This is a genomic window from Leuconostoc sp. JNUCC 76 (assembly GCF_053667755.1).
Window position 1 is genome coordinate 546140 of record NZ_CM132206.1, and the last position, 14329, is coordinate 560468.

At 37.6% G+C, this 14329-nt stretch carries 16 protein-coding genes; 12 read left to right on the forward strand and 4 right to left on the reverse strand.

Features of this window, described 5'->3' with window-relative positions; genetic code table 11:
• Position 1 precedes the first annotated feature (1 nt).
• The 8 genes from pstB (JNUCC76_RS02875) to trxB all read left to right on the forward strand — a co-directional run bounded on the left by pstB (JNUCC76_RS02875) (position 2) and on the right by trxB (position 6944).
• Positions 2-844 (forward strand): phosphate ABC transporter ATP-binding protein PstB, encoded by an 843-nt coding sequence (gene pstB / locus JNUCC76_RS02875; protein WP_454155655.1) that lies wholly within the window; start codon positions 2-4, stop codon positions 842-844.
• Positions 841-1611 carry a phosphate ABC transporter ATP-binding protein PstB gene (pstB, locus tag JNUCC76_RS02880; RefSeq protein WP_072613269.1) on the forward strand — a complete coding sequence of 257 codons (771 nt, stop codon included), beginning with the start codon at positions 841-843 and terminating at the stop codon, positions 1609-1611. The genes pstB (JNUCC76_RS02875) and pstB (JNUCC76_RS02880) overlap by 4 nt, the downstream gene beginning before the upstream one ends.
• A 57-nt stretch (positions 1612-1668) precedes the next feature.
• A complete protein-coding gene (gene phoU / locus JNUCC76_RS02885; protein ID WP_454155657.1) occupies positions 1669-2343 on the forward strand; it encodes a phosphate signaling complex protein PhoU in 675 nt (224 codons plus the stop codon).
• Between the two features lie 308 nt (positions 2344-2651).
• The gene (locus JNUCC76_RS02890; RefSeq protein WP_260354659.1) at positions 2652-3008 is read left to right on the forward strand and encodes a phage holin family protein; all 357 of its coding nucleotides are present in this window, start codon (positions 2652-2654) and stop codon (positions 3006-3008) included.
• Between the two features lies 1 nt (position 3009).
• Complete coding sequence (hprK, locus tag JNUCC76_RS02895; protein WP_454155659.1) at positions 3010-3975, forward strand: HPr(Ser) kinase/phosphatase; 966 nt, start codon at positions 3010-3012, stop codon at positions 3973-3975.
• Complete coding sequence (locus JNUCC76_RS02900; protein ID WP_454155660.1) at positions 3968-4978, forward strand: NAD(P)H-dependent glycerol-3-phosphate dehydrogenase; 1011 nt, start codon at positions 3968-3970, stop codon at positions 4976-4978. The genes hprK and JNUCC76_RS02900 overlap by 8 nt, the downstream gene beginning before the upstream one ends.
• Positions 4979-5001: 23 nt before the next feature.
• On the forward strand, positions 5002-5877 hold the full coding sequence (galU, locus tag JNUCC76_RS02905; protein WP_260354654.1) for a UTP--glucose-1-phosphate uridylyltransferase GalU: 876 nt from the start codon (positions 5002-5004) through the stop codon (positions 5875-5877).
• A gap of 113 nt (positions 5878-5990) precedes the next feature.
• Positions 5991-6944 (forward strand): thioredoxin-disulfide reductase, encoded by a 954-nt coding sequence (trxB, locus tag JNUCC76_RS02910; protein ID WP_454155662.1) that lies wholly within the window; start codon positions 5991-5993, stop codon positions 6942-6944.
• 46 nt (positions 6945-6990) lie between these two features.
• Here the strand turns inward: trxB and JNUCC76_RS02915 are convergent, their stop codons facing one another.
• Genes JNUCC76_RS02915 through JNUCC76_RS02925 form a run of 3 tightly spaced genes read right to left on the reverse strand, consistent with a single transcriptional unit; the run spans position 6991 to position 9181 of the window.
• Positions 6991-7374, reverse strand: a complete 384-nt coding sequence (locus JNUCC76_RS02915) for a VOC family protein (RefSeq protein ID WP_454155664.1) — start codon at positions 7372-7374, stop codon at positions 6991-6993.
• Positions 7375-7424: 50 nt separating this feature from the next.
• On the reverse strand, positions 7425-8162 hold the full coding sequence (locus JNUCC76_RS02920; protein WP_011679418.1) for a DUF6198 family protein: 738 nt from the start codon (positions 8160-8162) through the stop codon (positions 7425-7427).
• Positions 8163-8164: 2 nt separating this feature from the next.
• Positions 8165-9181, reverse strand: coding sequence for a zinc-dependent alcohol dehydrogenase family protein (locus JNUCC76_RS02925; RefSeq protein WP_454155666.1), 1017 nt, complete (start codon positions 9179-9181; stop codon positions 8165-8167).
• 146 nt (positions 9182-9327) lie between these two features.
• Between JNUCC76_RS02925 and JNUCC76_RS02930 the strand changes: the two genes are divergently transcribed.
• From JNUCC76_RS02930 to rplS, 4 genes are all read left to right on the forward strand, one after another.
• A complete protein-coding gene (locus JNUCC76_RS02930; protein WP_454155668.1) occupies positions 9328-10308 on the forward strand; it encodes a LacI family DNA-binding transcriptional regulator in 981 nt (326 codons plus the stop codon).
• A 49-nt stretch (positions 10309-10357) separates the two neighbouring features.
• Positions 10358-11017 (forward strand): DedA family protein, encoded by a 660-nt coding sequence (locus tag JNUCC76_RS02935; protein WP_454155670.1) that lies wholly within the window; start codon positions 10358-10360, stop codon positions 11015-11017.
• Between the two features lie 41 nt (positions 11018-11058).
• The gene (locus tag JNUCC76_RS02940; RefSeq protein ID WP_454155672.1) at positions 11059-12759 is read left to right on the forward strand and encodes a phospho-sugar mutase; all 1701 of its coding nucleotides are present in this window, start codon (positions 11059-11061) and stop codon (positions 12757-12759) included.
• Between the two features lie 123 nt (positions 12760-12882).
• The gene (gene rplS / locus JNUCC76_RS02945; protein WP_004164446.1) at positions 12883-13242 is read left to right on the forward strand and encodes a 50S ribosomal protein L19; all 360 of its coding nucleotides are present in this window, start codon (positions 12883-12885) and stop codon (positions 13240-13242) included.
• 349 nt (positions 13243-13591) lie between these two features.
• On the opposite strand, the gene JNUCC76_RS02950 is transcribed toward rplS, so the two are convergent.
• Complete coding sequence (locus JNUCC76_RS02950; RefSeq protein WP_011679423.1) at positions 13592-14305, reverse strand: YslB family protein; 714 nt, start codon at positions 14303-14305, stop codon at positions 13592-13594.
• Between the last annotated feature and the right edge of the window lie 24 nt (positions 14306-14329).

Here is a 14329-nt window from a genome sequence, read left to right on the forward strand (position 1 = left end):
TATGACAAATAATAATACAAATCTTAAACCAGCTAGTGAATTCATTAAAGAAAATGCTCCAGAGCGGTTTCTCTATAATATGGACCCTGAAAAACATGAAATTGCTTTATCAACACATGATCTACAAGTATTCTATGGAGATAATCTCGCCTTAAGTGAGGGAGACTTACAGTTTGAGCGTTATAAGATTACTAGTTTAGTTGGTGCTTCAGGTTCTGGAAAATCAACGTTCTTACGTTCATTAAATCGTATGAATGATGGTGTTGCTACTGTGAATGGTAAAATAATGTATCGTGGTGTGGATATCAATACAAAAAAAATTGATGTTTATGAGATGCGACGCCATATTGGCATGGTATTTCAACGCCCTAATCCTTTTGCAAAATCAATTTATGATAATATTACTTTTGCTTTAACTAGTCGTGGAAACTACACTAAGGCACAATTAGATGAGGTTGTGGAAACAAGCCTCAAGCAAGCTGCGTTATGGGATCAAGTGAAGGATGAACTTGATAAGTCAGCACTTGCATTATCTGGTGGACAAGCACAACGTCTTGTTATTGCACGTGCATTGGCACTTAAGCCGGATATCTTATTGTTAGATGAACCTTCGAGTGCATTAGATCCAATTTCTTCGGCACAAGTTGAAGACACGTTGCTTAAATTGAAAGACCAATATACCATTATTATAGTTACACATAATATGCAACAAGCCGCTAGAATTAGCGATTATACAGCATTTTTCCATATGGGAAAAATTATTGAATATGATTTGACACGAAAAATATTTACACGACCAAAAGTGGCACTCACAAATGATTATATATCAGGTAATTTCGGATGACAGATAACAAACAAAAGACAATTTTATCAACCCGTGACGTGCACCTTTGGTATGGCAAAAAAGAGGCGCTTCATGGTATAGATTTAGATTTTCCAGAGAAGGGGATTACTGCCTTGATTGGACCTTCTGGGTCAGGAAAGTCAACATACTTACGTGCTATTAATCGTATGCACGATTTAGAAGATAATGTGACCGTCACTGGTTCATTTAACTTTAAGGGAACAGATATTTATGCACCAACAACTGATACAGTTGATTTGCGTAAGCGCATAGGAATGGTTTTCCAACAGCCTAACCCGTTTCCCTTTTCAACATATGAAAACGTTGCTTTTGGATTACGTCTTGCTGGTGTAAAAGATAAGGCGGTTTTGGATGAAGCAGTGGAAAAGGCCTTGAAACAAGCATCTGTTTGGGATGAAGTGAAAGATAATTTACACAAATCTGCTCTTGGACTATCTGGGGGTCAACAGCAACGAGTTTCTGTTGCACGTGTCTTAGCTACATCTCCAGAATTACTATTGTTGGATGAACCGACTTCAGCGCTTGATCCAGTCTCTAGCCATAACATTGAAGAAACTTTGTTAAATCTTCGTGATGACTATGCAATGATTATTGTGACACACTCAATGTCGCAAGCTTCACGAATTTCTGATCGAACAGCATTTTTCTTGAGTGGTGATTTAGTTGAGGTGGATGATACAAAACATATTTTCTTGAATCCAGAAAAGCAAGAGACACAAGATTATGTTTCTGGTCGTTTTGGTTAATTTACACAATTTTGATATAGAACAGTTATAATATAATAAAGTTAAGGAGGTTTCACTATGCGTCGATTATTTGATGAAGAATTAGCAGATCTAGACAGTTCATTTACCGAAATGGGCATGCTGGTTTCACAAACTATTCAAAAAGCTGTGCAATCATTTGTGGATCATGATCGGGAAGGTGCACGTACGATTTTGGAAAATGACCACCAAATCAATGAACGTGAGGCAGCAATTGAAAAAAAGACATTCGAAATGATTGCCTTGTATCAGCCTGTGACAACTGATTTGCGTGAAATCGTTACTATTTTAAAGGCTGTATCCGTACTTGAACGTATGGGTGATCAAGCGCGTAATATTGCAAACTCAACAATACGCGTTAAAGGCACAAAACACATCGCCAATGTTGAACAGGAACTAGGTGAAATGGGCGAGATGGTTGCTGGTATGGTCTCAGAGGTCATGGACTATTACGTGAAAAATGATGCACTTGGCGCTGAAGCAATTGCTGATAAAAACAGTATACTTACTCAAAACGCAGCCAAGGTGCGAACAGATTCTGTAAATGGTATGAAAGAGGATGCTGAACTAGTTGATTCGGCTGCTGATTATCTTGTAATTGCTGGATACTTGAAGCGTATTGGTGATTATACGACAGATATTGCCGAATGGATTGTCTATAAAAGAACAGGAAAAATTATTGAATTAAATCCTGGGTATAATTTCTTTATATAATATAAACTTGTAGTATATTAAAGGGCGGAACGTAGATAAATACTACGTTTCGCCCTTTAAATTTATAAATAAGTATGAGTGGTGAATTTATTTAATAGCAAATTATTAGTGAGAGTAAATATAAGTAAACACTAAAAATTTCGATGTAAATGTTTGATTAGTTAACGATGAAAATCAATACTATTTTGAACAGACACTTTTGAAGACATTTGACAAACTATCTACAATATTTGTTATAATGGAATTATTGAAAGCTTACTATATCAATATGGTAAACGTTTTCAAAAAAATATGTAATGGAGAATTTAATGCGATTTATTGTTCGTTTGGCAACAAATATGCTAACTTTTTTGATTTTATCAATGATTTTTCCATCAGGTTTTCGTGTAGATAACTGGATTGCGGCTTTGCTAGCAGCATTTGTATTATCAATTTTAAATGCGGTTATAAAACCGATTTTAACAATCTTGACGTTGCCATTAACAATTTTGACTTTTGGATTTTTTGCTATTGTTGTCAATGCCTTGTTATTAGAATTTACTGCTGATATTGTTGGAGGATTTGAGTTTTCAAGTTTTGGCTGGGCAATGATTATTGCATTCATTATCTCTATTCTTAATACGTTTTTGACAAATGATTTGCATGTGCAAGTAGAAAGACATTAAAATGGCACAAAATTCAGTAACAGTAAAACAATTAGTAGATAATACCCGATTAAAGATTGTTGCCGGTGAACAGTATCTAGACCGAGAAATCACTACTGCAGATATTTCTCGCCCTGGATTAGAAATGACAGGTTATTTCAATTACTATGCGCCAGACAGAATTCAGTTGCTTGGTATTACTGAAACATCGTTTTCTGAGCGTATGAGTCATGATGAATTACTGCTAGTATTTCGTCGTATGGCTGATGAAAAAACGCCGGCATTCGTTATTTCAACTGGTTTACCAATAAGTGATGAATTAAGTCAGGCAGCTGATGAGGCACACATACCTATTCTGTCCTCAACTTTAACTTCTTCACGAATTTTATCCAATATGACATATTATTTAGGTGGCGAACTAGCACCACGTAAAAATGTGCACGGTGTTTTGATCGATGTCCATGGATTAGGCGTTTTAATTACTGGAGACGCAGGAATTGGTAAGACAGAATCAGCTTTGGAATTAATTCAACAAGGGAAAGCACGTTTGGTTGCTGATGATCGTGTCGATATTTATCAAGAAGATGAAGAGAGACTTATTGGGGAACCAAACGGTGTATTACGTAACATGATGGAAGTGCGTGGTGTCGGAATAATTGATGTTCAGCAAGTTTATGGCGCTGTATCTGTTCGATCACATGCTACAATTGCGTTAAATATTCATTTATCTAATGGTAAAATAGGTGAAGCCAATTTTGACCGTTTAGGTGACGATAATGATTCCTTAGAAATTTTAGGTGTTAAGATTAAGCGAATGGTTGTGCCGGTGACGCCTGGTAGAAATACTGCAAGTGTGATTGATGCAGCCTCGGTTAAGTTCCGTACAGCGAATATGGGTATTGATGCGCTTAAAACATTGGAAGAGCGCATGACTGCTGAAATGGAAAAGAATGAAAAAATCGATGCAGGGGACGAAAAAAATGACTAAAATAGCCGTACTGGGCGGTGGCTCTTGGGGCACTGCGTTGGCAAACGTTGCTGCGGAAAATGATAATGATGTGCGTCTGTGGACACGCACTGTGGCGCAAGCGAATGAAATAAACAGTCAACATACTAACCAAAAGTATTTGCCAGATGCAAAGTTATCCTCTGAGTTAATGGCAACCAGTAACATGGCCTTGGCAGTGATGGATACCGAAATTGTTTTGACAGTTGTTCCTACTAAAGTCGTACGAGAAGTTGCACGTCAGCTAGCTGACGTTTTAAATAAGCAAAATCATCAGGTGATTTTGGCGCATGCCACTAAAGGACTTGAGCAAGGAACCTATAAGCGTGTATCGGAAATGCTTGCTGAAGAAGTGCCTGCAAAATATCGTTCAACGTTAGCAATGATTTCTGGTCCATCGCATGCAGAAGACGTTATCAGGCATGACTTGACATCTGTATCGATTGCTTCTGAAAATGAAGATGCTGCCAAATTATTACAACAGGTATTTGCTAATAGTTCATTTAGACCTTATATGAATCATGATTTATTAGGAGCAGAATTGGCGGCAGCTTTAAAAAATATTATCGCCATCGGATCAGGTGCGTTAATAGGATTAGGTTATGGTGCTAATGCACAGGCTGCTTTGCTGACACGTGGTTTATCGGAAATGCGCGCCTTAGGTCAAGCAATGGGATCCCAACCAGAAACGTTTTTAGGGCTTGCAGGAATTGGTGATTTAATTGTTACTGGCATGTCACCAAACTCTAGAAATTACCGAGCTGGGAAACAGTTGGGTGAAGGAAAGAGCTTGCAAGAAATCCAAAATGACATGGGCATGGTTATTGAGGGTGTTAGCACTACGAAAGCAGTATATGAATTTTCGCAACATCATTGTGTGGAAATGCCTATAACAGCCGGTATTTATCGCATATTATATGAAAATGAACCATTACGTGATGTGGTTAACGACCTAATGAGTCGCCCGTTGCGCAGTGAAGATTAGGAAAAAATAAAGAGGAAAAAATCATGAAACCAGTACGTAAAGCTATTATTCCAGCAGCAGGATTGGGTACGCGTTTTTTGCCAGCAACTAAGGCATTAGCTAAAGAAATGTTGCCAATCGTTGATACACCAACGATTGAATATATCGTGCGTGAAGCGATTGAATCTGGCATTGAAGATATCGTTATTGTTGATGGTAAATCAAAGCGTTCTATCGAGGATCACTTTGATTCTAACCCAGAATTAGAGAATAATTTACGTGAAAAAGGAAAGGATGAACTATTAAAGCTTGTTGAGGAAACAACAGATATTAATATGTATTTCATCCGTCAATCACATCCCAAGGGTCTCGGTGATGCTGTCTTGACTGCAAAAGCGTTTATCGGGGACGAACCATTTGTGGTTTTGCTGGGCGATGATTTGATGCAAGATGAAGTACCGTTGACAAAACAATTAATCCAGCGTTATGAGGAAACTGGTGAATCAACATTAGCTGTTATGAAAGTACCTCACGATCAAGTATCAGAATACGGTGTAATAGATCCAGCCGCACAAGTTGATAAAGATGGACTATATCGTGTAAAGAGCTTTGTTGAAAAGCCAAAGCCTGAGGATGCACCTTCAGACCTAGCAATTATTGGACGTTATCTTTTGACACCTGAAATTTTCGAAGAACTAGAAAATACAAAACCTGGTAAAGGAAATGAAATTCAATTGACTGACGCTATTGATTCATTGAACAACCGTCAACACGTATATGCTCATGAATTTAAGGGTAGCCGTTATGATATTGGTTCAAAAATTGGTTTCTTGGAAACAAACATTGAATTTGGTTTAAAGCATCCGCAAACAAAGGATGCATTACGTGCTTATATTAAAGAATTGGCATCAAAGTTGTAATTTAAAAACAGGAGAAGTGCTTCCTGTTTTTTTAAATAAGATGATTATGCTCGACAAGGGGTACATAATCGAGTACAATTAGTGTTAACAAAAAGTAAGTAAAGGGGTAAAATATGTCAGAAAAACTCAAAGAATATGATGTGGTCGTTATTGGGGCTGGACCAGCGGGAATGACTGCAGCTACATATGCTTCAAGAGCTAATTTATCAGTATTAATGTTGGATCGTGGTATTTATGGTGGCCAAATGAATAATACAGCTGAGGTGGAAAATTACCCTGGATTTGATTCAATTTTGGGTCCAGATTTAGCTGAAAAGATGTATTCTTCGTCAACACAATTTGGTGCTGAATATGGTTTTGGCTCAGTAGAGAGTATTGAAGTTGAAGATTATAGCAAAGTAATTCACACTGACATGGGGAGTTATGTTGCTAAAGCAATAATCATTGCAACTGGATCAGAGCATATCCACTTAGATGTAGCGGGTGAAGATAAGTATCAGGGTCGTGGTGTAAGTTATTGTGCAGTGTGTGATGGTGCATTTTTCCGAGACGAGGATGTTTTGGTTATTGGCGGTGGTGATTCGGCTATTGAAGAAGGTTTATACCTAACTAATTTAGCAAAATCAGTGACAGTACTTCATCGTCGTGACAAATTACGCGCACAACAAATTATCCAAAATCGTGCATTTGATAACACTAAAATGAAGTTTGAGTGGCATACTGAAGTGGAGGCGATTACTGGTGACGATGACAAAGTTACAGGCGTTGACGTTATCAATAATCAGACAAATGAAAAGCGTCATATTGATGCTTCAGGTGTGTTCATTTACGTAGGGTTAAAGGCAAATACTCAAGGCTTTGAAAATCTCAATATTACTGATCCAGAAGGATGGATTGTAACAGACGATAAGATGCAAACAAGTATTCCCGGTGTTTTTGCTGTTGGGGATGTTCGTGTAAAAGATTTGAGGCAAATAACTACTGCTGTTGGCGATGGTAGTTTGGCTGGTCAGGGTGTATACGATTATATAAGTAGTTTACCCGCCACCGAAAAAATTGCAGAATAAGCTAAAAAAACCGATGTCCAAGAGAGACATCGGTTTTTTATTTTAATTATTTAACGATTTCACAGAATTCTACGATAACGCCATCGGGTCCTTGAAGATTAAAGAACTTGATTCCTTTATCCCAAAATGGTAAATGTTGTACTTCTGAATCAATCAGAGTAAAGCCTTCAGCCTTAGCGGCATTAAAAGCAGCATCTGCATCAGTAGTGTCCATTGAAATATGGTTAATAGCTCCTGGTTTACCAGCAACTTCGTCACCACTCCATGTTTCGATTACTAGATTTTCACGTTGCATAAAGATGACATTTCCGGCAGGGAAATCACCAGTCTTTTTAAAACCTAATTTGGTCCAAAACGCTTCAGATTTTTCTAGTGAAGATGATGGAATACCAACGTGTTGTAAACCTGAGTAATAATCAGCAAAAGCCATAATTGTTTCCTCCAAAATTAATATTTTTCATACCAAACAATAAGTTTATTTTATTCACCAACATCAACAGCTTGGTGATCTAAATTACGAAATACTAGTTTGTCAGCAATTCCAGTTATTCCGCCTTGGAAAAGAAAGGCGAAGAGCGTTCCTAAACCAAAATTATACAGATTTGGGAAAGTAATAATAAACGCAATAATGGCAAAAATTGTTGGTGGAATGTATGAGGCCCACATTGCTTTGAAAGCAGAACCCTTAAAATACTTAAAACGCAAAATTTGCATTAAATCATCTGCTGGATGCAAAACCAAATTTACGCGTTGATATATTGAAATAGCAGTACCGATAAGGGCAACTCCTACGAAGTTGATCACTATATATAAAATGACCATTGGCAACGACTTTGCATCAGGCATAATTTGATTGAAAATGTTTGAAAACCATTGAATGAAAATTGAAAAAGGTAGCATGAATATAAAGTTACCTAAAATTCTTTTCCAATCAAGCTTCTTCATCAAAAATGCATTTAGGAAAGAGATTAACATACCAAGAACTAGGAAGGCCCAGAATAATGCTAGAGAATTATTTCCGAGAATCGCGTGACCTAAGTTGGCTTCTGCTGCTGTCCAGTACGCAGATCCAAGAAAGGCAGGGTGAATATGATCAGAAGTAACTAACGTTAAGACATTACCCATGGCATTGATAACTAGCGAAATAGTAAAGTAGGTAATCGACAAACTCATTGAAATAGTTCTAGAGCTTTTCGTCTTTGTCTCGTTTTGAGTCATAATTATGCCTCTTCGCCGCCAACCTTTACAACAGCCTTAGATACGACACCTAACTTACCGTTAACAAAGTCGTCAACAGTTTTATAGTCTAATTCGTGTGACATCAATGCTTCAACATTCAACTTACCAGATGATAACAAAGCCAATGAATCTTCAAATGCGTTAGGGTTGATGAATGAACCTTGGATTGTCAATTGCTTTTGGAATACTTCATAAGTGTTCATTTGGAACTTGGCATCAGGACCACCAACACCAAACATCAATACTTGAGCACCACGAGCTGATGATTCAATAGCAGCTTCTTGTGTTTGTGGTAGACCAACGGCTTCGATGATAACATCATATTCACCTTCAGGAATCTTGTCACCCTTCATTGTATTGAATGTGTTCTTTACATCAAACTTTTCTTTATTCATTGCCAACTTTTCATCAACAATACCAGCCAAATCAACTTGGTGAATACCATAAGCTTGCAAAATTTGAACAAACAATTCACCCATGAATCCATCACCAATTACCAAAGCTTTTTGGTAAGGAGTAACCTTCAATAATTGAATACCGTGAACGGCACATGAAATCGGTTCAACAACAGCAGCTGACTTTAATGAAACGTTATCAGGAATTGGATAAACAACAGATGCAGGTGCAGTGAAAAATTCTTCAAAGCCACCATCACGTGTCACACCAACAGCTGACAAGTTTTCGCATAATTCAGGACGTGCAGTACGGCAGAACTTGCATTGTCCACAGTAGATGTTAGGGTCAACAGTTACGCGATCACCAACTTTAACGTTGGTAACGCTTGAACCAACTTCTGCAACAACACCTGAATTTTCATGTCCTAAAACAATTGGAGGAACAGCATCAGCAGATCCTGGTAGACCAGCATACAATGCGTGGTCAGTACCACAAATACCAGCAAATGCTGTATGAATCAAAACTTCATTAGGCAAAACCTTTGGACGGTCAATGTCTTTTACTTCTAATTTCTTAGTTCCTGTTAGCACAAGTGCTTCCATGATTAATTCTCCTTTTTTGTGACAAAAGTAACTTACGGTGACTATGCTAAACCTTTGGCATTATAAAGTCAAGTCTCAGGCCAAATTAATTTTCGATTATAAGGCTGTTGGTGTGATAAAATAATATAAGACTATGGAGGTATGTAATGGTTGCAAAATTAAGTGATGTCGCAGCGCTAGCTGGTGTTTCTGTGACAACAGTATCACGTGTTATTAACAGCTACGGTTCTTTGAGCCAAAAAACAATTGATAAGGTCCATGCTGCAATGCGTGAACTACATTATCAACCAAATGCAATGGCACGTTCATTACAAGGTAAATCATCACAATTTATAGGTTTGATTCTACCTAATATGGAAAACCCATTTTTTACTGCACTAGCCAATGAAATCGAACAGTTATTGTTTTTAAAGGGTTATAAAGTTATTATTGCAGCATCAGCAAATAATGTTGAAAAAGAGCAGCAATACTTGCAAATGCTCGCTGCTAATCAGGTTGAAGGTATAATAACTTCTTCACACAATCTAGATATCGAAGAATACCAGAATACTTATTTACCGATTGTCTCTTATGATCGATACCTATCAGATGATATTCCTATCGTTTCTGAAGACAATGAGGAAGGAGGCTATCTTGCTGGTAAGTACTTGCTTTCAACAGGTGCTCAACGCCTATTAATACTGAGTGATGACGATGGCTCGAAATCACCTACACATATCCGCTATGATGGCTTTTTGAGAGCGACAAAAGGCTCTTCAGCAAAAGTGTTCCAAGAAAACTTTAACTTGGAAGGGTTTGCTTCCAAAGAAGATATTGATAAAATGATTAACTACGTTATAAAAGACGATATTGATGGTGTTTTTGCTTATAATGATGTTGGCGCAATTCAATTACAAAACGCACTTAGAAAAATTGGCAAACGTGTTCCAGAAGATGTAAAAATTATAGGTTACGATGGTACACCAATCGTTCGTCAGCTACACCCTGATTTGCCAACAGTCATTCAACCAGTGAAGCAGGCGGCAAAAGTGTTAATTGACGTATTGTTTGCGGTAATAGAAAATCCTGGAGAAAAGCCACAAAATAATGAATTACTTGGCGTTGAATTATTTCAACCCGAGCAATAAGTGATTTCGTTACGCTTTTTTCAACACAATATGACATTTTGGAGGGGAAATGTTTATAAATACATTAGCAACGATGCCAGAATGGATTAACCATCTAATTGGAAGCGACACTGAATTTTCTATATCAACTTTCATTGTGATGTTTTTATTAATTTTTGTTGAGACGGCTGGTATTCTAACAGGATTTATTCCCGGAGATGCTATTTTAATTACGGTCGGTGGCTTGGCAGGGGCACATCACAATATTTTTGAATTGGGACTAGTTATTTTAGTTTTTGCTTTTGCGTCCTTTTTAGGGGATGGTGTTAATTACTGGTTTGGCGCTTATATTACAAAGCAATTTGGTAAAATTCCAATTATTAAAAAACATGTACATGGTGAGTTAGTTGAGCAAATCGCAGGCAATTTCCATCCAAAACGTTGGTTGCTATTTATTGTCTTGGGACGTTTTTTACCTTTTATTCGTGTTGCGGTGCCACTATTAGCTCACCGTTTAGGTTTAGCATTTTTAAATTATTTACGGATGTCAGCATTTGCTAGTTTTCTGTGGTCACTAGTCATGGTCTCAATAGGCTATTTTATTGGTCACCTTGAAATTCCAAGACAAATTTCAATTTCCTTAGTTATTATAATGGCTGTAGTATTTATAGTAATTTTACGCAGCCCTAAATGTCGGCAACGCATTATTCAATTGTTTATTCGAAAATAAATTTGTTATAATTTAAGAATTACGAAAGAAGAAGGTAAATCATGAGTTATAAAGAAGCACTTACAAAATGGCAAGAGGCAACTTTACCAGATTATTTGGCTGCTGATTTAGAAAAATATACACCGGAACAGCAGGAAGATGCTTTTTACCAAAATTTAAGTTTTGGTACGGCTGGAATGCGTGGTGTATTGGGTGCAGGGATAAACCGCATGAATATTTTCACTGTTCGTCAGGTGACTGAAGCTTTGGCACGTTACATTGATGAACAAGGATCAGATGCTCAAAAACGTGGCGTAGCAATTAGTTTTGATTCGCGTCATTTTTCACCTGAATTCGCTTCAAATGCGGCGCAAGTATTGTCGGCACATGGTATTAAGAGCTACCTTTTCAGTTCTTTACGTCCAACTCCAGAACTTTCCTTTACGGTGCGTGAATTGCATGCATTCGCTGGTATTATGATCACTGCATCACATAACCCTAAGGAATACAATGGGTACAAGGTTTATGGAGAAGACGGCGGTCAAATGGTTCCAGAGGCAGTTGATGCTGTGGTTAACGAACTGGCGAACATTACTGATATTTTTAATATCGCATTAGATGAAGACAACAAAAATGTGAAAATTATTGATGATGAAATTGATAATAAATATTTGAAGAAGATGGAAACAGTGACAGTGAACGCTGACCTTGTTGCTAAAGAAGGTGCTTCGCTAAAGTTTGTTTATTCACCGCTACATGGAACAGGTCAATACATTGGCGAAAAAGCATTGCAGCAGGCTGGTTTCACAAATTACACGATTGTAAAAGAACAAGCTGTTATTGATGGTGATTTTCCAACGGTTAAAAAACCTAATCCGGAAGATGCCGCCGCCTTATCATTAGCTATTGAATATGCTAAGCGTGATGGAGCAGACGCTGTTGTAGCAACAGATCCTGATGCTGATCGTATGGGTGCTGCTGTTAAATTAGCTGACGGTACATTCCAAATTTTGACAGGTAATCAAATTGCCGCAGTTTTGGTTAACTACCTACTAACAGCTAAAAAAGACACAAACACTTTGCCAACTAATGGGTCAATTGTGACATCAATTGTATCGTCACGCTTTGCGTCAAAGGTTGCTGAAAGCTTTGGTGTTGAAACAGTTGATGTGTTGACTGGGTTTAAATATATTGCAGCTACGATTGATCAATTTGAGGAAACAAAATCCAATACATTTTTGTTTGGGTTTGAAGAAAGTTTTGGTTACTTGGTCAAGCCATTTTCTCATGATAAAGATGCCATTCAAGCATTGGTATTATTTGCAGAAGTAGCTGCATACTACAAGTCACAAGGGAAGACTTTTGCGGATGGATTGTATGAATTATTTGAGAAATTTGGATACTTTGAAGAAAAAACAATTAGCTTAGATTTCCCAGGAATTCATGGCAATGATGAAATGGCGTCCATTATAGCTGGCTTTCGTGATAATCAGCCTACTGAAATTGGCGGAATAGAGGTTGCACGCGTGCAAGACTTTTCAACCTCTGTTGAAACAAACAAAGATGGATCAACGGCTAAGTTACCTCAACCAAAAGCAAATGTGTTAAAGTACTGGTTGAATGATGGTTCTTGGGTGGCCTTAAGACCATCAGGCACAGAACCCAAGCTAAAGTTCTACATTGGGGTTGAATCTGAGTCACAACAAGAATCACAAGCTAAAATTGATATTATTTCCGCCGATTTAATGAAGCGCGCAAAGTAATACTAGACATAAAAATTATAATTTGCTATAATTACTGTTGGCTATCAAAGCCCATATTAACGATAATCCGCTGTGCGTTTAGCCTAAGGGCAAGTGTATGATTGTCGATCAGGAGAATGACCAATGCGTCAAAATACTATTTTAGAAAACGTTACATCAGCACAATTACGTACTGACATTCCTGCTTTCCGTGCAGGAGACACTGTTAAAGTGTATGCCAAGATCGTTGAAGGTTCACGTGAACGTGTTCAGTTGTTTGAAGGTGTTGTTATTAAGCGCAAGGGCGCTGGCATCCAAGCAACTTATACAGTTCGTAAGATTTCTTCAGGTGTTGGTGTGGAACGTACATTCCCATTACACTCACCACGTGTTGAAAAGATTGAAGTTACTCGCTTTGGTCAAGTACGCCGTGCAAAGTTGTACTACTTGCGTGCTTTGCAAGGTAAGGCAGCTCGTATTAAAGAACGTCGTCGCGACGTTTAAGTTATGTAAAAGGTATTTCTTCGGGAATACCTTTTTTGTTAATTATTCTTTAAAAAAGCTATTTACTTCACTAAATGTTATGTCATTGTCACGTAATATTTTTGTCAAAATCCAGACACATTATTACGAATAAATTAGTCTATAATAGATATATACTCAAATAACATTTGAGTTTCATTACTTCCCCCAGTAATGCATCAATCAGCTCCCCCAATTGTTGATTGATACACCGATAACTTATGTTATCAACCCCCTGACCAACCCCCCTCTTCGGTCAGGGGTTTTTTGTTTGCAAAAAAGTATTGAAACGTAATAAAAAACCGTTAACGATAGCGTTAACGGTTTTTTATTACTTAAAAGGGGACTGTGAGTTTTCTGTAGATGTTGGCACATTAAATGGATCAATTTCTTCACCAGATAAAGCACTTAACCCAGAACTTTCTTCTGTAGGCATGACGGTTTCATCAAACTTAAAAGCTAACAAGGAGTCTGTGATAGACTGTTCACGTGAAATATCGTCGTTATCGCGTACTTCCACAACGGTAGCTTTTTCTGTTGTAGCATGTGTTCGATCTAAGAAAGAATCTCGTGCAGCTGCACGTTGCCTAAGATCATCAACATTAACTGTTTCAGATAGGTCAGTGATTACTTCAAAAGAAACACCTTCGTTTTTCTTCAAATACTTGAAATTGGCTTCTGCAATGGCACCAGTTTGTACTTCAAGTTGTTGTGCTAAAAAGCCAGCCTCTAAACTAAAATCAGCATTTTTATTTAACGCAAGTCGTTGCCGCACTAAATCGCCAGTTAATTCCCAACGTTGGTTCTTGCTATTCTGTGATTTAATTTCTAAATCACCAAAGGCAGCGTTGGCAAAAAACTCTTTTACTGTCGACAGTGTGTCAGTTGGAAATTGACGCGCAATTTCTTTACCGGCCCAGTATAAAATATGCGGATAGTCTTCTTGAAGCAAATTCTTTAAGAGACCATCACGTAGCAAACTGAGCGCGAAACTGTTTACTTGAAAGTTTGTTTGTAAAATTTTATCGTAATCGTTGATATCCATGGTTGACGAAAATCCTTTCATTTC